This window comes from Bacillus sp. XT-4 (assembly GCF_050864245.1).
GTDB classification, from domain to species: domain Bacteria; phylum Bacillota; class Bacilli; order Bacillales; family Bacillaceae; genus Bacillus; species Bacillus altitudinis.
Genome location: NZ_JBPAFI010000006.1, coordinates 38804 through 57157 on the forward strand (window position 1 = coordinate 38804; position 18354 = coordinate 57157).

The 18354-nt window shown below is 43.7% G+C and carries 17 protein-coding genes; 2 read left to right on the forward strand and 15 right to left on the reverse strand.

All coding sequences use genetic code 11. From position 1 onward, the window contains the following. Positions 1 to 170: 170 nt before the first annotated feature. Together ACRRMM_RS15465 and ACRRMM_RS15470 are read right to left on the reverse strand one after the other, a co-directional pair. The gene (locus ACRRMM_RS15465; RefSeq protein WP_007498270.1) at positions 171 to 728 is read right to left on the reverse strand and encodes a shikimate kinase; all 558 of its coding nucleotides are present in this window, start codon (positions 726 to 728) and stop codon (positions 171 to 173) included. Between the two features lie 85 nt (positions 729 to 813). Further along, a complete protein-coding gene (locus tag ACRRMM_RS15470) occupies positions 814 to 1587 on the reverse strand; it encodes an IclR family transcriptional regulator (RefSeq protein WP_113747516.1) in 774 nt (257 codons plus the stop codon). A 143-nt stretch (positions 1588 to 1730) separates the two neighbouring features. Here ACRRMM_RS15470 and ACRRMM_RS15475 point away from each other — a divergent pair, with 143 nt between their 5' ends. Next, entirely contained in the window at positions 1731 to 3092 is a 1362-nt protein-coding gene (locus ACRRMM_RS15475; protein WP_255836189.1) for a hypothetical protein, read from the forward strand. A 242-nt stretch (positions 3093 to 3334) separates the two neighbouring features. Here ACRRMM_RS15475 and ACRRMM_RS15480 read toward each other — a convergent pair whose 3' ends face one another. The 9 genes from ACRRMM_RS15480 to ACRRMM_RS15520 form a co-directional block, all read right to left on the reverse strand. Further along, positions 3335 to 4645 carry an MFS transporter gene (locus ACRRMM_RS15480; RefSeq protein ID WP_025206713.1) on the reverse strand — a complete coding sequence of 437 codons (1311 nt, stop codon included), beginning with the start codon at positions 4643 to 4645 and terminating at the stop codon, positions 3335 to 3337. Positions 4646 to 4690: 45 nt separating this feature from the next. After that, a complete protein-coding gene (locus ACRRMM_RS15485) occupies positions 4691 to 5893 on the reverse strand; it encodes a CaiB/BaiF CoA transferase family protein (RefSeq protein ID WP_039963209.1) in 1203 nt (400 codons plus the stop codon). An 86-nt stretch (positions 5894 to 5979) separates the two neighbouring features. Beyond that, positions 5980 to 6360: a cupin domain-containing protein gene (locus tag ACRRMM_RS15490; protein WP_008342095.1), complete on the reverse strand. Its 381-nt coding sequence runs from the start codon at positions 6358 to 6360 to the stop codon at positions 5980 to 5982. A 23-nt stretch (positions 6361 to 6383) separates the two neighbouring features. Continuing rightward, a complete protein-coding gene (locus ACRRMM_RS15495; protein ID WP_017366574.1) occupies positions 6384 to 8144 on the reverse strand; it encodes a thiamine pyrophosphate-binding protein in 1761 nt (586 codons plus the stop codon). Between the two features lie 38 nt (positions 8145 to 8182). Further along, the gene (gene aroD, locus ACRRMM_RS15500) at positions 8183 to 8956 is read right to left on the reverse strand and encodes a type I 3-dehydroquinate dehydratase (protein ID WP_428828760.1); all 774 of its coding nucleotides are present in this window, start codon (positions 8954 to 8956) and stop codon (positions 8183 to 8185) included. A 9-nt stretch (positions 8957 to 8965) separates the two neighbouring features. Next, positions 8966 to 10399, reverse strand: a complete 1434-nt coding sequence (locus tag ACRRMM_RS15505; RefSeq protein WP_428828759.1) for an aldehyde dehydrogenase family protein — start codon at positions 10397 to 10399, stop codon at positions 8966 to 8968. After that, positions 10396 to 11253 carry a citryl-CoA lyase gene (locus tag ACRRMM_RS15510; protein ID WP_080995733.1) on the reverse strand — a complete coding sequence of 286 codons (858 nt, stop codon included), beginning with the start codon at positions 11251 to 11253 and terminating at the stop codon, positions 10396 to 10398. The genes ACRRMM_RS15505 and ACRRMM_RS15510 overlap by 4 nt, the downstream gene beginning before the upstream one ends. Before the next feature lie 324 nt (positions 11254 to 11577). Beyond that, positions 11578 to 12399, reverse strand: coding sequence for an ammonia-dependent NAD(+) synthetase (gene nadE, locus ACRRMM_RS15515; RefSeq protein WP_007498287.1), 822 nt, complete (start codon positions 12397 to 12399; stop codon positions 11578 to 11580). A 195-nt stretch (positions 12400 to 12594) separates the two neighbouring features. Beyond that, positions 12595 to 13191: a DUF1989 domain-containing protein gene (locus ACRRMM_RS15520; protein ID WP_138825020.1), complete on the reverse strand. Its 597-nt coding sequence runs from the start codon at positions 13189 to 13191 to the stop codon at positions 12595 to 12597. Between the two features lie 82 nt (positions 13192 to 13273). Here ACRRMM_RS15520 and ACRRMM_RS15525 point away from each other — a divergent pair, with 82 nt between their 5' ends. Then, entirely contained in the window at positions 13274 to 14623 is a 1350-nt protein-coding gene (locus ACRRMM_RS15525) for an amino acid permease (protein ID WP_007498290.1), read from the forward strand. Here ACRRMM_RS15525 and ACRRMM_RS15530 read toward each other — a convergent pair. The 4 genes from ACRRMM_RS15530 to ACRRMM_RS15545 form a co-directional block, all read right to left on the reverse strand. Further along, positions 14618 to 15376, reverse strand: a complete 759-nt coding sequence (locus ACRRMM_RS15530) for a YqcI/YcgG family protein (RefSeq protein ID WP_017366569.1) — start codon at positions 15374 to 15376, stop codon at positions 14618 to 14620. The genes ACRRMM_RS15525 and ACRRMM_RS15530 overlap by 6 nt on opposite strands. A gap of 505 nt (positions 15377 to 15881) precedes the next feature. Further along, a complete protein-coding gene (locus ACRRMM_RS15535; protein ID WP_428828758.1) occupies positions 15882 to 16268 on the reverse strand; it encodes a UPF0715 family protein in 387 nt (128 codons plus the stop codon). Positions 16269 to 16387: 119 nt separating this feature from the next. After that, a complete protein-coding gene (locus ACRRMM_RS15540; RefSeq protein WP_428828757.1) occupies positions 16388 to 17017 on the reverse strand; it encodes a LysE family translocator in 630 nt (209 codons plus the stop codon). A gap of 125 nt (positions 17018 to 17142) precedes the next feature. Then, positions 17143 to 18330, reverse strand: coding sequence for an MFS transporter (locus ACRRMM_RS15545; RefSeq protein ID WP_428828756.1), 1188 nt, complete (start codon positions 18328 to 18330; stop codon positions 17143 to 17145). Positions 18331 to 18354 lie beyond the last annotated feature (24 nt).

Below are 18354 nucleotides of genomic sequence, written 5' to 3' on the forward strand. Positions count from 1 at the left end.
CTTTTTTCAAATGGCTAGACACACCACATAAAGGATGCATGCATTTTGATATAATGACGAAGAAAAAAACATCTTTTCTTCTTTTTTTCATCCATCATCCAACTTATACTGTCATTTCTTTGACTACTCTAGATCTAATAGAAAAAGTCTACCCCTTAGGATAGACTTTTTTATTTCGAATATAGATCCCAGCCGAGCTTGAGTGTGTCGACAATATAATTGGCGACTTCTTCAGCTTCTAGATGATCTGTTTCCACTCTTGAGTTATGAAGGGAATAAATTTCCCGGCGCTCTTCAAACAGCTCTTTCATCTCGTCAAGCGTGCGGTTATGAAGAACAGGACGGTTTTCAATTAAAATATCCAGCCGTTGTTTCCAATTCTCCCAAGATAGGTCAAGGAAAAGAACCGTACAATGCTTTAAGCAAGATCGTTTGATTTCTTCCTGTTTAAACGCACCGCCTCCAAGAGACACGATCTTTAGCTGAGTATGTTCACATAAATCGACGATATAGTCCTTTTCAGCCTGTCTGAAGAACGCTTCTCCTTTTTGCTGAAACATTTCTGGAATCGTCATGTTGTACTTTTTCTCAATCTCCTGATCAACATCAATAAAATCTCTATATAACTTTTTGGCAACCAGCTGCCCAATGGTTGTTTTCCCAACGCCCATAAAGCCAATGAGGACAATATTTCGCTGTCTCACAGGAATCTCTCTATTGTTTTTCATGTTCGTGACACGTCCTCCTTACGACAAGGAATGCTACATAATGTTTCTATTATATGATAAATGGACTGAGAAAAGATAGGCATTCTTAAAAATTGTGTTTGACGACGTAACCGAGCTGTTCGGAGAGCTTCTCGGCATGCTCTTTCACTTTTTGCTGCAGCTGAGGGATGACATCTTCAGTAAATCGTTGGGTCGGTCCAGATATGGATAAACATGCCTGCACTTCCCCATGAATGTTAAAGATCGGTGCCGCCACTGCCGCCGATCCGACTTCCCGTTCATCAATACTGCAAGCGGTATGCGTTTCAAGAATATGACGACATTCTTTTTGCCATTCCTCCATCGTCATGTGATCAGCCTCAGATGCGAAAACTTGCTGTTGAAACTCTTCGGTTTGGAAAGCAAGCAGCACCTTTCCACCAGCACCAGCGTATAACGGCAACTTCTCACCGATTTTCACAAGATGCCGAATCGATTGCAGCCCTTCGGCTTGTTCAATACATACCCTGCTTTTGTGATCGAGCACATACAGGTTGACGGTTTCCTTTGTTTCATCACGAAGTGTGTACATGAGCGGTTTTGCCAGTTCCCTCAATTTGATGGACTTCCCAGCAATATAACCGAGAAGATAAAGTCTTTGACCGAGCCGGTACTTCATTGTCTCTTGGTTCTTTTCCACAAAATGATTCATTTCAAGTGCCTTGAGCAGTCTCGTTGTGGTAGACATTGCTAAGTTCATCTCTTTTGAAATGTCCGTTAGCGTCAACTCTTGACGTTCTTCGCTAAAGCAAGAAAGAATATCCAAAGCGCGCTGAACGGTACGCAATCCTGATTCTTCTTTTGACTTCTTATCAGCCATGTTCACTTTCTCCTTTTCCCCTTTGATTTCTTATCGACATGATTGACCAATTTTGCTATAATCCATTTTAAATGTTCCATTAAAAGAAAACAAATTCCACTGTACGGAATAAAACCAATAGATGTTTTGATGGAGGAGATATCATGATCTACCTGCTACTTTTCACACTTCTTATTAGCTTATACATCGTTCATCAACTATTCCCTGCTCCCATTCTCTCCTATTTGGTTGGTCTGCTGGCGACTGCTTCGCTCACCATTTCCTTTAAGAAGGCAAGTGGGCTTTATTTGAAAACGGGTGCTATGTTTCTCTTGATTGGATTGGTGTTATTTTTCTGGTCAGAACAGCCTTTGCATACGCTTTTTCTTCATTTTCATTCCATGTTAGGCTTGCTTTCTTTATTTTTCATGCTGCCATTTATTCATTCTCTCATACACGTTGGACATTTCGATACTCAATTAAATAAACTGCTTACCTTACATACAACGAGCACAAATCAGCTTTATCGCAAGAGTTCATTTGTCACTCATGTTCTTGGTATGTTTTTAAATATCGCAACGATTCCCTTATTATATACATCCTTGAAACCATCGCTGAACGCCCTTCAGGAACAAGTCAAACAGCACCTTTATACGCGCAATCTTTTAAGGTCATATGCGCTATGTCTTAGCTGGAGTCCTGTCGAAGTACTGGTGAGTGTCACCATTGATGCAACCAAATTGAAATATTATCAGATTGCACCCGTTACGTTTTGTTTAATGGTGCTTGTGCTGTTGACGGATTGGTTGCTGTTTTCTCGTCAAAGCAAACGATTGCCGCATATCATCCAGCCGGCAGAAGTTCACTCCAACCCTCATCGCATCAAGAGAAAAACCCTTCAGCTTGCTTTCATGCTGCTCAATTTTATGACAGTCGTTTCGCTTGTTGACGCCTGGATTGGAAAAGGTTATCTGTTCGCTGTTGTGCTGACGATTATTCCTTTCGCTCTATTATTCTCGTCTATCATCAAAAAACGAAAACAATATGTAGCTGTCTCTATTCCCCATTGGAAAGAACGAACCCGTCAGCTCTCCAATTATATGTGTCTATTTTTAAGCGCGGGCTTCTTTGTCGATATGCTGCTTGTCACAAACAGCCTGCAGCCGATTCAAGCATTTATCGTCAGTATATCAGATCATGCCATTTGGGTTTATGGGGTCATCGGGCTGTATTTTCTCATCACCGCTCTTTGCGGTTTTCACCCGCTCGTTTCGCTTGCTCTCTTAGTGAGCTTGATGGCACCTGTCATTCATGAACTGCCTGCCCTTCCCATCGCCATCATGTTCATTATCGCTGGAACCTCAACGGTCATGTTTAGCCCATATAATGTATCTGTCTCCCTATTAGCAGATTTGATGAAGGTCAATCCTTACCGAATCACTCGATGGAATATCTGGTTTGCTGGTTTTTATATCAGCATGGGGATCGCATGTGCAACGATCATCACCGTCATCTTTTATTCATAGAAAAAGAGAACCCAATGAGTTCTCTTTCAAGATTGTTGACAAAGGGCTAAAATGAACTTGATTTTAGCCCTTTGTCTTTTTTTCAGTGTGATAGAAAACCTTTTCAGCCCTAGGAAGGACGAGTACCGACGCGGAGCGATTTTGACATTCGTGAGCACCGGCACACAGGACTGACACTGAATGCGAGGGTTTGTCTACACGCTGAAAGAGAACCCAATGAGTTCTCTTTTTCTTACTCTCTATTATTTTAATTGAATCCGTTCAATCTTACCTACAATAAAGATATACGACAACGCTCCGCCTAATGCCACTAAGCTGACGAATAAAATACCGCCGTTGTAAGAGCCTGTCGCCGATACGATGAATCCGATAATCAGCGGGGTGATGATGCCGGATAAGTTAGCAAAAAAGTTAAATACTCCGCCAGCCAGACCGACCATTTCTCGTGGTGCCACCTCAGACAGCATGGTCCAGGAGATATTAGACAGTCCTTGTGCAAAGGAAGCGATGGATAAAATGGTCAGCACAAGCGGGATATTCGTTGTAAAATTCGCTAAAACAATGGTACTTGTCAGAAGCAGACCGACCACAACCGGCAGCTTTCTCGCTACATTGACCGATACACCCTTTTTAAGCAGCCAGTCAGACACATAGCCTCCAAACAGCACTCCAAAGAATGCAGCGATGTATGGCAGGGATGCCGCAAAACCCACTTTGAGAAAGGCCATATTTTTCGCCTCTGCTAAATAGGTCGGAAACCATGTTAAAAAGAAAAAGAGGGTAGACGCAACAGAAAATTGACCAATATAGAGTCCAATCAATTTACGATATTTTAAAAGTGCGGCAAAGTCTGCCCATTTCAGTTTCTCCTGTGATGCCACTGTCAACCCTTCGCCTTGACGGATCAATTCTAACTCATCTTCATTGATCTTCGGATGCTCTTTCGGTTCGTGATAATACTTGTACCAAAAGAAAGCAAATATAATACCGAGCGCACCAGCAGTGATAAAGACGGTTCTCCAATCGAAAGTTGTCATGATCCAAAAAAGAAGAGGTGTCGCAAATGCAAGCCCCACATACTCTCCAGCGGTATAAACCCCTGTTGCAAATGCGCGTTCCCGCCTTGGAAACCATGTGGTCACAATGCGGTTATTCGCAGGAAATGCGGGAGATTCTGTAATTCCGATAAACAAACGGCAGCCAAATAAGAAGGCAAAGCTGTTCGCAAACGCCTGTAAACCGGTGAAAATAGACCAAGTCACAAGTGATATTCCATACGTTACCTTTGATCCAAACTTATCAAGAATAAAGCCGCCAGGGATCTGCATGGCTGTATAGGTCCAGCTAAATGCTGAAAAGATGAGGCCTAATAAGGCAGGGTTTAATTGCAATGAAGACTGAATCGCAGGTGCAACAATGGATACACTGGCTCGATCAATATAGTTAATAGCGGTAATAAAAAACAACAGAATCAAGATGCCGAAACGAGCTTTTGTTGGTTTCGCATAAGCAGGCCGCAAGTCGTTCCCCTTCAGTTCTGAATGCACTTTCATAACCATCCTCCTTTGTTTCCGCAGCGTGCGGATCGGTTGAGTGTCTTAAATGACCCCTTTTTCTTCTAACTGTTTACACTCTTCTTCTGTGAAGCCAAGCATTTTCGTTAAAATTTCATAATTATGTTCACCTAAATCAGGCGCAATATGGCGGATACTACCGGGGGTTTTTTCAAACTTCGGAATGATCCCAGGCACCTTCACTTTTCCAAGTCGCGGGTGATGCACCTCGACAATATTTTCTCGTGCTTTAAATTGCGGATGCTCAAAGATATCCCGAATGCTTAGAATCGGACTCACAGGCACACCATGTGTATCTAGAATGTCTAGGACGTCATCTCTTGTTTTGGACGCAATCCACTGCGAGACGATCGCATCCATTTCATCGTTATGCTTCAGCCTGGCTGCATTCACAGAGAATTTCTCGTTCTCTAGTAAATCTAAGCGATTCATCGCCTCTGCCAATCGATTAAAGGTCGAATCTGTACTCGTCACAAGAACCAAATAATGCCCGTCCTTTGTCTCATAGGTGCCGGCAGGGCTTGAATGACCGCTTAACCCCGGTGAACGCTCACGCACCTTCCCTAGCTTGTCATATTCAGCAACCAAAAACTCTAACATGCGGAACACAGATTCATAGAGAGCCAAATCCACCATTTGCCCAGTTCCTTCTGGATGTGTGTCACGGTAATACATCGCTGTCACAGTGGCAAACGCCACATAGATTCCTGCGATATAATCCGTAAGGGAAAAGGAAGGGCTGACTGGATGCCGATCTGGAAACCCTTGAATATATGTAAAGCCGCTAAACGCCGTCGCAGGTGTACCAAATCCCGCCTTGTCCTTAAACGGACCGGTTTGCCCATAACCCGAAACACGAATCATAATTAAACGAGGGTTGATTTCTTTTAATACATCGTACCCAACGTCCCATTTTTCAAGTGTTCCCGGACGAAAATTTTCAATGATCACATCAACCTGCGCTGCAAGCTTTTTAAAAATGTCTTTTGCTTCTTCTTTGTGCAAATCGAGTGTAAGAGATTTCTTATTCCTTGAAAGCCCTGACCATCTCAAAGGTTCACCATCTGCAAAAGGGCCAACATGCCGCAGTGTATCCCCTTTTCCGGGAATCTCGACTTTAATGACCTCTGCACCGAAATCCCCTAGAAGCACCGCGCCGTATGGTGCAGCAATCATTGTAGAAACATCTAATATTTTGATTCCTTCAAGCGGTGTATTCTTATTCATTGCTTGACTCCCTTTCGTTCAATTGATAAAGGGCTAAAATGCTTTCTATTTTAGCCCCTTTTCTTCTTTCTCTCGTGCAAGGTTTTTTAGTCCTTCGGAAGCTGCCCTTGCGGTGTATAGAGCCAAATCAGCCATAAAGGTTCGTCCCCTGTGTTCACATGCTGATGTGAGACACCATCTGGAATAAACATAAAGTCATTTTGTTTAAATGATTGTCTTTCTCCATCGCAAATGACTTCGCCAGACCCTTTAATCACATAATCAAATTCCTCTGAACCCGGGTGATTGTGTACCGAGCTTGCTTCGCCCGGCTCAAAAATAGTGAGACCTGCCATCATATGCTCTGACCCTACGGTATCTGGTGTGATCGTTTGAAACACTTTCCGAATCATTTTCTCTTCTGGATGATCTAAACCTAACCATAATGGATGACCGTCTTGAAATGGATTTAATACTTTAATTTTCATTGTTGATTCCTCCCTAGTCATGTTTAGTTCACACTGACATGTGAACGTTTTGTATTTGGTGAATAAATATCATTAATGTTCCAATGTCCATCAGTAGGCACTGGATCATTTTTCATCGCTACATCAATGACACATGGCTCCTGAGAAGCGATTGCTTCAGCCAAAGCTTCTTTGAATTCAGAAGCCGCCGTAATTTTGATCCCCTTCATCCCATAACCTCTTGCAATGGCTGCAAAATCAGGCGAATAGCTTTCTCCATCTTTTCTAAACACAGTGCCGTAAGTCGTTTCATAGTGTGCCATTTGCAAGCCGGCGATCGTCCCAAACGCACTATTGTTCATCACAATCCACACGACAGGAATGTTTTCTTCCATGGCTGTTGCGAGAACAGATGGATTTTGACCGAATCCGCCGTCCCCAACAAGTGATACAACGACACGGTCAGGCTGGGCAATCTTTGCTCCAAGTGCAGCGGGAGCGCCAAATCCCATCGTCGCAAAACCACCTGGGGTTAAAATAGTGCCTGGCGTGTATACAGGAAATTGCTGTCCGACCCCATTTTTATTCCAGCCAACATCGGTTGTAATGAAAGCATCCGGCGGCAATACTTCTCGCACTTCCTGCAAAATACGCTGTGGTTTCATTGGGAAAGACTCGTCTTGAATATTCGTCAAATTACTCTTCTGAAATTCCTCACGATATGCCGCAATGTCTTTTTTCAATTGAGGGCGATCCAGACCTTCTGGCAGCCTTTCTTTCGCCACACGATTGAGTACAGTCAACGCCTGCTTGAGATCTGCTACCGCTCCAATTTCAACAGGATAGTTCCGGCCAATTTCATTCGGATCAATGTCAATATGAATGAGCTTGGTTGATTGGAAATTGAACGTATACTCCGATTCCCACGAACTCGCATCTGCTTCAGCAAAACGGGTGCCTAAAGCCAATATATAGTCCGCTGCTTTACACTGATCATTGATAAATTTCGTCCCCCAAAACCCTGTCATGCCAAGGGTCATTGGATGATCATCCGGCATCGCCCCTTTCCCCATCAAAGAATGGGCAACAGGGATACTCAAATGGTCAGAAAATGCCTTTAACTCTTCTGCTGCATCGGCTAGTAAAATGCCTCCCCCTACATATAAGAGCGGTTTGTCTGCCTGCAGCAATCGATCTATTATCCGATTCGCTGTTTGATCATCAATAGATGGTTTTTCAACGGTGTGTGTATGATGAGCGATTTGTTCAAATAACGACACATCTAAGTCTTTTGAGAACACATCCATCGGAACTGAAATCAGGACTGGCCCAGGGCGGCCACTTTCAGCTAACTGAAACGCTTTTGATAATATTTCTGGAAATAATTCTGGAATGTCGACTCGCCATGCTCTTTTCACAAACGGGCGATAAATTTCGTATTGAGAAGCATCGGAATGAAGATTGATTTCTTGGTGTGGGTGCTTTCCGTAGTAATGACTTGGAACATCTCCTGCAATGACAACCATTGGAATGGAATCGAGTGCGGCATTCGCTACGCCTGTTGCCGCATTGGTGAGTCCAGGACCTAAATGACTGAGCACAACAGCCGTCTGTTTCTTCGCTCGTGCATAACCGTCTGCTGCATGCGCCGCTATCTGTTCATGTCTGACATTCACAAATTGAATACGGCTTTTTTCTAGCGCTGATAAAAAAGCAATATTCGTATGACCGCACAGACCGAAGATATGCTCAACTCCTCGATTTTCTAAATACTGAATGACCTGTGTAGATATATTCTTCTTCATGTTTCTCTCCTCTCACGGTGCAGCTATGAATCTGCTACTCACTGATTCTTTGAAAACACAATCGATAGAACGGTATTCAAATCCTGTATCGCAACTTGTCCAGGTGCCGAGCTTTCTTTCCCTACAGCAAAGGTCATGACAGACCCAAAGAGTCCACCTACCATTCTTGTGAAGGCGCCATATTCCCCCATCGCCATCGAAATAACGGGGATGGACAGGTGCTTGTTCGCCTTGCCAGTCGCAGAGAGCAGTGTCAATGCATCCTCATAGGAATGCGGCATGACGGCGATCTTTGCAATGTCGGCACCAACCGATTCTGCATTGATGAATAGCTCTACGAGCCGATCCGCCTCCGGGGTACGCTGGAAATCGTGGTACGACACAATCAAGATGACCCCGTTTCTCTTAGCCGCCTGACTGACTTGCTGGATATGCGAGACATCATGCATTAATTCAAAATCAACGGCAGCCACAAGCTGAGTGGCACAAAGCTCGACAAGCAGGGAAACTTTTTCATCCTCTGAGAGTGAGATGCGTTCGCCGCCCTCTTTTTCAGAACGAATGGTGAATAAAAATGGGATGTTATCTGCCTTTTCGATCATCCCTTTTAGGGTGTCGATGACTTGTTCCTTGTCATTGAGGTGATTGAAAAAATCCGCTCGCCACTCTATCACATCAGGCTTCTTCTCAGCTAACACCTCAACTTCAAGAAACAATTCTTCCTTTGTTTGTCCAATGAGCGGCGTACAAATCATCGGCTGACCGCCTGTCTGCGCACTTTTCACCTTTTGCTGAAAGACATTCACATCCATCTGCCCCCTTTATAGACCATTTGGCAGCACAACCATTTTGGTTTCGGTCATCTCTTCGATGGCGAAACGCGGGCCTTCCCTTCCAATACCGCTTCGTTTAATCCCGCCATATGGCCAGTGATCTAGTCTGAAATTCGATGTCCCATTGATGACTACGCCACCAGTTTCAAGCTCTTTTGCTGCGTGTAACGCAACATCCAGCTGATTCGTAAAGACACCTGCCTGCAAACCATATCGACTATCGTTTGCTTCTTTGATTGCCTCATCCAGCTCCTCATATGGGAGAATGCTGACAACTGGACCGAACACTTCTTCACAGACGACCTTGGCTTGTTTTGGCGGGTTTAGCAAAATAGCCGGTGTGATGCTTGCGCCATTTCGTTGTCCTCCAGATAGAAGCTCGGCACCCATTTTCTCTGCCTCATGTATCCATGCCTCCACACGTTTTGCTGCCTGTACATCAACCATACAGCCGATATCACTTTCACTAGACAGCGGATCTCCAACGACGAGCTGTTCTACTTTTTGTTTAAGTGTCTCAGTAAATGTCGACAAAATTTGCTTGTGAACATAAATTCTTTGAACAGAAATACAGCTTTGACCAGAGTTGCTAAAGCCCGTTTTGGCACAAAGAGAGGCGGCTTGCTCGATATCTGCATCATGATGAACAATCGTCGCTCCATTTCCTCCGAGTTCCAGCAGTACCTTTTTTAATCCAGCAGAGTTTGAAATATGTTCTCCGCCCACCGCACCGCCAGTAAAAGAAACAAGATTGGTTCTTTCATCAGTGACTAACTGCTTGCCGGCGTCTACTCCTCCAATCACAAGCTGCACGCTCTTTTCTGGAAACCCTGCTTCAAGCAGGAGCTTAACAAACGCTGTGGCAACAGCTGATGTTTGCGGTGCTGGTTTTAAAATAATGGCATTCCCTGCCGCAAAAGCTGGACCGATTTTGTGACAAATTAAGTTGAGAGGCGCATTAAAAGGCGTAATCGCCAGCACAACCCCAACCGGCACTTTAAATGTCATCGCCATTGCTCTCTGTCCACGGGAAGATACATTGCCAGGAATGGTCTCACCGATTAGTCGATTGGCTTCTTCGGCTGACTGCGCCAGCGTTTCAATTGATCGTGAGACTTCATCTCTTGTATTTTTAAGTGGTTTGCCTAATTCTAAAGAAATGAGTTTTGCAAAATGCTCTTTTTGTTCTTCCAATAAGGCGGCTGCCTTTGTTAGAAGCGTTGAGCGTTCTAATGCTGATATTGCCGCTATTTGTTTTTTAGCTTGCTGCGCAATAGAAAGCGCCTGTTCTATATCTTCTGAGGAGGCAAGATAGGATGTACCGATCATTTCCCCAGAGTATGGATTGATAATGTCTTCTTTGACATGGTTTGCATCCAGCCATTCGCCGTTTATATATGACAACGCTTTCAATTCACTCAAATTCTCTCACCCTCCTTCAAGTGACGCGTCCCGACCCCCGCATAACGAACAAGTCTTTCTTCATTCGGACAAGGTCCTTTCACTAGGGCACCTTTTGTCAGCTCTTCATATGCATGCGCCACGATGCCCATTCCTCTCGATAAGGAAAAGATGCCTTTTGCCGCTTCAGCTGGAATACTTAATTCACATTGGATCGCAGCAGATACACCATCTATGTTCATCGTGATTTTTTTCCCTTTTAATTGTTCAAGCTCATGTCTAATCGCCTCAGCTAACCGTAAGTACGTTCCGCTGATATCACCTTGCTGCACATATGTTTGACTCAGCTCATACAGCCGTCTCACTCTAGGATCATCATCATGCAGCTGATGACCGATTCCCGGAATTTTTTCCTTGCGAGCTAACCACGTCTGACATACTTGCTTTGCAGCAGACTTGATATCCTTGTGTTCATCGTAGGCTGCTTTGGCTTCGTATAACATACGCATCGCCTTTTCACCAGCTCCGCCATGAATATCACCTAATAGATTCACCCCTGTTGCAACAGAAGAATTAAACGAAATGCCGCACGTAACCGCCATTCTTGCCGCTGCAATAGACGGTGCTCTTGGCCCATGATCCGCACCTGCGACCAGAACACTTTCAAAAAGAGCTGCCTTAGAATCATCTAGTAATTCACCAACAAGCAGTAAATAAAGCATTTGTGGATACGATAATTGACCAATAAGCTCTTCAATTGGATAGCCCCGAAGTTCAATTGAATTTTTTTGAATATGACTAATCTCAGTCTCCCACCAAGCGCCTCCTTCTTTGTATATTTCCAGTGCACTTCGATTTTTCATTGTGTGAATCATTCCTTTAGCCTCTTATTTGGAGATGAACGACTCCTTTTATTCCGTCTAGTGGAATTCAATTTCACTTTTTGGAATGTGTTTTCATTGTAAGCGCATTCGTTTTTATCGTCAATCATTTTTTCTGAAAATACTGTCTTTTGAAGAGAAATTAAGTGAATCGAACTAATTATTTCACCACTTATTCTTCAATTCATCCTTTATTTAGTCAAACAGACTTACGTAGATCGTTCTACTAATTAATGAACCATTTTCGATTCATTCTGTCAAATTCAGCTGAAATTTGACATAAAAAGACCCCTCCATCTTCTGGAGAGGTCACTTATTTTATTTCCACCAGTCATCAAACATAGAAGCTGGTACTTGACGTTTATGTTCTGATTGAACATAGCGTTTTTCAATCGCTTCTGCTGCTTGATCTGAAACTGGTTTTCCTTCTAAGTAATCATCAATTTCATTGTACGTAATACCAAGTTCTGTTTCATCCGTTTGCTGAGGCTTATCATCCAGCAGATCGGCTGTCGGTTTCTTTAAGTATAATCGCTCCGGTGCCTGAAGGGTCTCAAGCAACAACCGTCCTTGGCGTTTCGTTAAACCTGTGAGCGGAAGGACATCTGCACCGCCATCCCCATACTTCGTGAAAAAGCCCGTCACAGCTTCAGCTGCATGATCCGTTCCAATGACAAGTAAGCCTTCCTGTCCACCGACGGCATACTGTGCGATCATTCTCATGCGTGCTTTGACGTTCCCTTTATTAAAATCAGACAGCGCACCGCCTGTTTCCTTTTGGTATTGTTCACTGAATGCCGTCACGGCAGGCGCGATATCATATTTCCAAGACTTGTCCGGCTGAATAAATGATAGAGCCAGCTGCGCATCGTCTTCATCTTGCTGCGTGCCATGCGGTAGACGGACTGCAATAAAGACAGCATCCTCTTTTCCTTCTTGACGAAGCTCACTTACAGCGAGCTGAGCGAGACGGCCGGCAAGCGTTGAGTCCTGTCCGCCGCTAATACCGAGAACGAATCCTTTTGCACCGGTCTTTTTCAAGTAAGCCTTTAGAAATCCAACCCGTTTTTCGATCTCCTGCTTTGGGTCAATTGAGGGCTGCACATGCAACTCTTGGCTGATTTTTTTCTGCAAACTCATACACTTTTCCTCCTAAGCATCCTCTACATGAAGAGAACAGGTTTTACTTCCAATTCAATTGGTTTACCAACGATTTTAGCCACTTTATTATATCATGTTTTGATAAAGGATATTTTTTAGACGTTCCCCTTTTTCATAAATGATCAAACATTCACAAACGAAATAGACCAAGCCGCTTTGACTGGTCTTTCCTTTTCAATCGATCTCCACTCGGATGGATGTACAGCTTGAGCCATTGCATTTTCCAATGTCGGCAGGACATGCAGACACCGCGACAATGAGGTCCATTTCTGCACGCAGGCGGATGTAATCACCGGGGAGCGATTTTGGTAGCTCGACAGACAGTTTTCCTTTGTCATCAATGACTGTATTCATAAACGCATTAAAAGGATAATACATATCCTCCTTTGGAATCCCGAATGGCTCAAAGGCCGTCCTGAGATTATCGTAGCATGTATGCATGACCTCTAGGTGCGTACGCCCATATAAGAGCTGATACATTTCTTGCCGGCACGCAGGCATATATAAATCATGACATTCAACTGTATCTTCAATGACCGTAAACATTGGTTTATATAAATTAGAATAAAGCTGATCTCCCTTTTTCACCTTGGAAGAGAACAGGCTGTCCATTGTAGCGCCTTGATCAAATTTTTCATAAAAATCCTTTTCATGATAGGCCATCACGTCTGCTACTTGCTGCCCTTCGACATCAACCACTCGCATACATTGTCCTTTTCCTAACCGAAAACCAAGCCCATCCTTTGGTAAAATTACGTATTCTCCGTTCATCACATGCACTCCTTTCCATGTTGACAGTATGCCCAAAACGTCCTCTTGATCATGTATAAAAAAAAGAGGCGGTTACAAGCTAATGCTATTGAATCAGAAAGGTGTTGCACATGCATTGAAAGAAGAACAATCTTTATCTTGGTGGCAGCTTTCTCTTATCGGAGTCGGCTGTACAATCGGCACTGGTTTCTTCCTTGGTTCCAGCATCGCCATTACAAAGTCCGGTTACTCCGTCTGCATTTCATTTTTGCTTGCGGCAGTCGGCACATATCTCGTCTTTAAACACCTGGCTGCGATGACAGCCGAAAACCCAGATAAAGGATCATTTTGTTCCTATGCCCGAAAAGCCTATGGGCGCTGGGCGGGATTTAGTAATGGCTGGGTGTATTGGTTTTCAGAAATGCTCATCACAGGGAGTCAGCTGACGGCGATTTCTCTTTTTACTCGTCACTGGTTTCCATCCATTCCACTTTGGGTATTTTCAGCGATTTATTCCGCTCTTGCCCTGCTTGTGATTATCATTGGGCTTTCTTCTTTTCAAAAGACGGAAAATGTCCTTGCCGTGCTGAAGACCGGGGCGATCCTATTGTTTGTCGTCCTTGCCGTTCTTGTTTTATGCGGCATTCTCACAGAGCATAGGCCCACCCTTCACCTTCCAAATAAAGACCACGAATGGATGCCGCTCGGTCCGCTCGGTCTATGGAATGGGCTAATTTATGCGTTTTATGCTTTCGGGGGGATTGAAGTCATGGGGCTGATGGCGGTTCATTTAAAAGACCCGAAGGACGCCGCAAAATCTGGACGTGTGATGCTGATCATTCTTGCTGTCATTTATATCGTCTCCATCGGACTTGCGCTTTTGCTTGTGCCAGTGACAGCCTTTAACGAGAATAGCAGTCCATTTATTACATCACTGGAGCCATTTCATTTATCGATTTTCCTTCATATTTTTAATGGCATTTTCATTATTGCGGGGTTTTCCACATTGGTTGCCTCCCTCTATGCGGTCACAACACTGCTCGGCACGATGTCGGAGCATCAGGATGCACCTGCTTGTTTTAAACAAAAAGAACCATCTCATGTCAGATGGTCTTCAATTCTTTTAACTGCTGCAGGGTTGATTGTCTCGATTTTGCTGGCACTCTTTTTGTCCAAACACATTTACGAGCATCTCACAACGGCAGCCGGTTTAACTCTTTTGTACACATGGGTGTTTATTCTGCTTTCAAGCAAAAAACTGTCAAAGCCATCCACTCGCCAAACGTGCGAAATGGTTCTTGCCCTGATCTTAATTGGTGCAGCTGTTTCAGGTACTCTGACAGAGGCAAGCGGACGACCTGGCTTTTTTATAAGCCTTGGAATCATTGCTGTCATTGGCATCATGGTACTCTTTATGAGAAAAAAGTGGAAACAGGATCAGGCCGCATCATAATTTCATCATGTTTTTTAAAGCAGTAAATGGACATTTGGCGGAGGCTGGTTTCTCCGCCTCATCATCTGAAAGAAAGTATTGTTTCCATTCTAAATTTTTCTGATCCCCATACCATTTTAATGCTGGGTGTACATCTACTTGATCATACGCCTTCAGCCTCTTCCGAACGAGTTTACTCATTTTTTGACCAAATGTGGTGGAACCGTTCATCTTTTCAAACACCCACCTTGGTTGAAAGGCCCACATCACATAAGGAAAATGACGGCTTTTTCTTAGCTTATGCGCTGGTGTCGCGCATAAAATAAAATAAGGCTCCCCATGAAAACAAAATTCCCATTCATGATTTTCAGGATCTGATGGAATTTCCTCTGGCCATTTCATTTCATCCTTTTGATGTAATTGCTGAACCATCGACCAAAACTGCTCCTCATACTCTTCGAGCGAATACTCCTTCATATCCTGCGGTGTTTCAAAAAAGCAAATGAACGAAGCATATTGACCGGTTTCCCTAGAGCAGCTTTGGTATTCCCTTAAAAGCTCTGCTAATTCATTCACGGCCTCTTCTCCCCGCGGATCACCGACAAACCCATAACGCAAATGATCGAGAAAAAATCCTTGTCTGCCTGGTACACACGGAAATGTATCTGCCTCATCACCGACCATTTCTCCAAACTGTGTGAAAGCATCCTGCTTCCATTCATCTAGTGATCGTAGATTTTGATCAAGGCAACTTTTTGCATACAGCTGGGCCATTTTTTTCCACCTCGTTTTAGCGTCTTCTCCATAGCCTATGAGGAGGAAAAAGCTGTGGTGACTGTCCTTCAACGACTTTCACTGGACATTCACAAGGTGGTTGATTTGCCGGATGAAGCAGGAATTCACTTCCATTTATCTAATCATGTATGAGTATGCTTCTGCATATCATCATTTAGCCGCCTCTATCTAATAGAGTCGGTCATCATAAAAGAAATGGGTGAATGACATGCGTCTTCTTTTTCTCCATCCGATGTATCTGATCTTATTTACACTACCAGTGATGGCTTTCCTTTGGGGATTTGTTGGTTATCTGCTATTTAAACGGATATGGCCTGTCCTCATATTAACGTCCGTGATCTCGATGATTTTCATCTTCGTTTATACTGGATTTGACCTTAGCAATCTATACTGGGTCCTTCTGATGACGGCTCTTGCTTTTGTATCAAGCGGATTCTCGAAGGTCATACACGTTCATTTTCAGGAGAAAAAACGGGAAAAACCTTTATGATTGATTCTTCTTCTTTAAAAAGACTGAATCAAGCAGCCAATAAATAAAGGCCGCGCAAAAGCTAAATAGATAAACTTTGTAGCTAATAAAGACGACAACACCATAATCAATCCATAAAGCAAGCGCCGAACAAACCACCCACGCCCCGATAAAATAAACCAATAAATCACGGCGCCGAAACTTCTCAGGATGACGGTGTAAAACCATTTGGATAGGTGCAGCAAATAGGACATAAGCGATCAAAATAAAAAGACTGGTGACCTCCACATAACTGAATCTGGATTCAGGTAGGGCAAACAACATGGTATAAACGAATGTCGCTGTGATCACAGACAAAATCAGCATACACACATAGTTGAATGCTGGCAGGAACATACGCATGGCAAAAACTCCTTCAATTTTATGTATCTTCCATCATTATTGAAGAGTGTCCTATTATTGTCAAATATGAAAAAGGGCTAAAATGATTTAGATTTTAGCCCTTTTTCTTATCAACCATTCTATCCAATGAGCGCCATGATCCCTTGATATCCAAAGTAAGCACCGAAGCCGAGTAAAGAGAGACCTGCCAGAACGGATAAGCCGTGCAAAATCCGTTCATTTAAATATCGTCTAAACGTACTGGCGAGCAGCGCCATACAGAAATCCCATAAGAGCATGCCGATGAAAATAGCAATGCTGTACATCAGCATTTGAGATGCCCCGTACTTTTCAATCGTATTGGCTAAAATACTGCCATAGATCCCAAGCCAAAATAATATACTAAGCGGATTGGAAAGGGAAATGAAAAATCCCGTCATGAACGAATGCCCGATCGACGTGTTTCCTCCGTCCTTCTTTGGGCTTTGATGCAAATTGATTTTACGAAGGCTTTCAATACCGGTATAGGTCAGAACGAAAAAGCCGAACAGCCACAAAAAGGTTTTCACAAGAGGTGCAGTCAAAAGCTGGGCGACACCAAAATAGATGAGGATCATATAGACAATATCCGCAGCCATAGCCCCCACACCAAAAATCCAAGCGTGCCAAAATCCACTTTTAATCCCTCTGTCGATTTGGGCTGCATTGACTGGCCCAACAGGCGCTGAAAGTGACAACCCTAAAAAGATATAACCAAAAAACACCGCCACATAGACGTCCTCCTTTTGATGCTGACTTGTACATGTTATTCACACTCTCGTTGTTTTAGTACAAGTCCTTCGTCACCTTTTCTGAAGATAAGCTATACAAAAGGAGGAGCCACCAGATCAGCTGCTTATCGATCGGCTTTCATCGCCGGTGGCTGTGAGGGTACGGTCTCTTTTTTCCGAGATCGATTCATTTGAATGGCAGCCGCAAAAAGGAGAACAGCTAAAAAGGCGAAAACAAAGACGGCGCTTGCCGCACCTGCCCACTCAAGGCTAAACCCAATCAAAAAGGACAAACAGGCTCCACCTAAACTAGCGGCGGCAATAAAATAACTAGTTGCCTCGTCGATGGCATTTTCAATCATTAATGCAGAAGCCGTCAAGGCAATGGGGAACATGCCAGCTGCGCACAGACCAATGAAAAAGATAAGAATCAGCTGCGCAGCGATGTGGGTGGCTAGAGCAAATACGGCGAGCAGCACAATCATAAGTGCTGCACTTAGTTTTAAAAAACGCAGCGGATGCAGCTGATCGGCTTTTCTCGCAATGACAGTTCTGCCAATGACGATCGCTGTCCAAAAAGTAGAGACCGCAAAAAGACCCCAGTTGTCTCCCCCTTTTTCCAGCATGATCGACGGTAAAAAGTTCGCAAAGTTCGTTTCAATTCCTGCGTAGAAAAACGCAAAACAGATCATCAGCACGACAATCATTCGATTCCCTCGATCAAACAGCAAAGATGGTTTCTTCATGTCTTGAGAAGGAGCTGCCATCTGTCCTTGAGGGAGTTTATTCATAAAAGTAAGCCACAGCATAAGGAAAAAAGTCAGTGCACCGACTTGAAATAAAAACACATAATGCCACGTTTCCTCTGTCACAGTCAACAGAATCAATAGAGGAAACAATAGCGCACCTAATCCAAAAAAGACCTCCATGATGCTGATTCGCTTTGCACTGTTTGCCATTGAAATCACATACGCCCCGGCCGTCGTCTCAAGACTGCCTGCACCGCTCCCAAGGAAAAAACCTGCCACCACAAGAATCGTCCAGCCCGGCACTAAAAGGCCAAGAAGAAGCGCTCCGATCATCAGCAGCAACCCCATTGTCAGGACAGCCCCATAACCTTTTTTCCTCACAAGAATTGGCGACAAAAGAACGCCTGTCAAAAAACCAATAAACTGAAAGAAGATTAAAGAAGATAATTCCCCAGGACCCTTATCATAACTAGACAGCAAATAAGGCGTTAAACTGCCAAAAAACACATGAATGGTCCCAATAAAAAAATAAAAGATACAGCCAAAATAAAACACCTTTTTCATCTTTTCACTTCCTCTAAAAAGGAG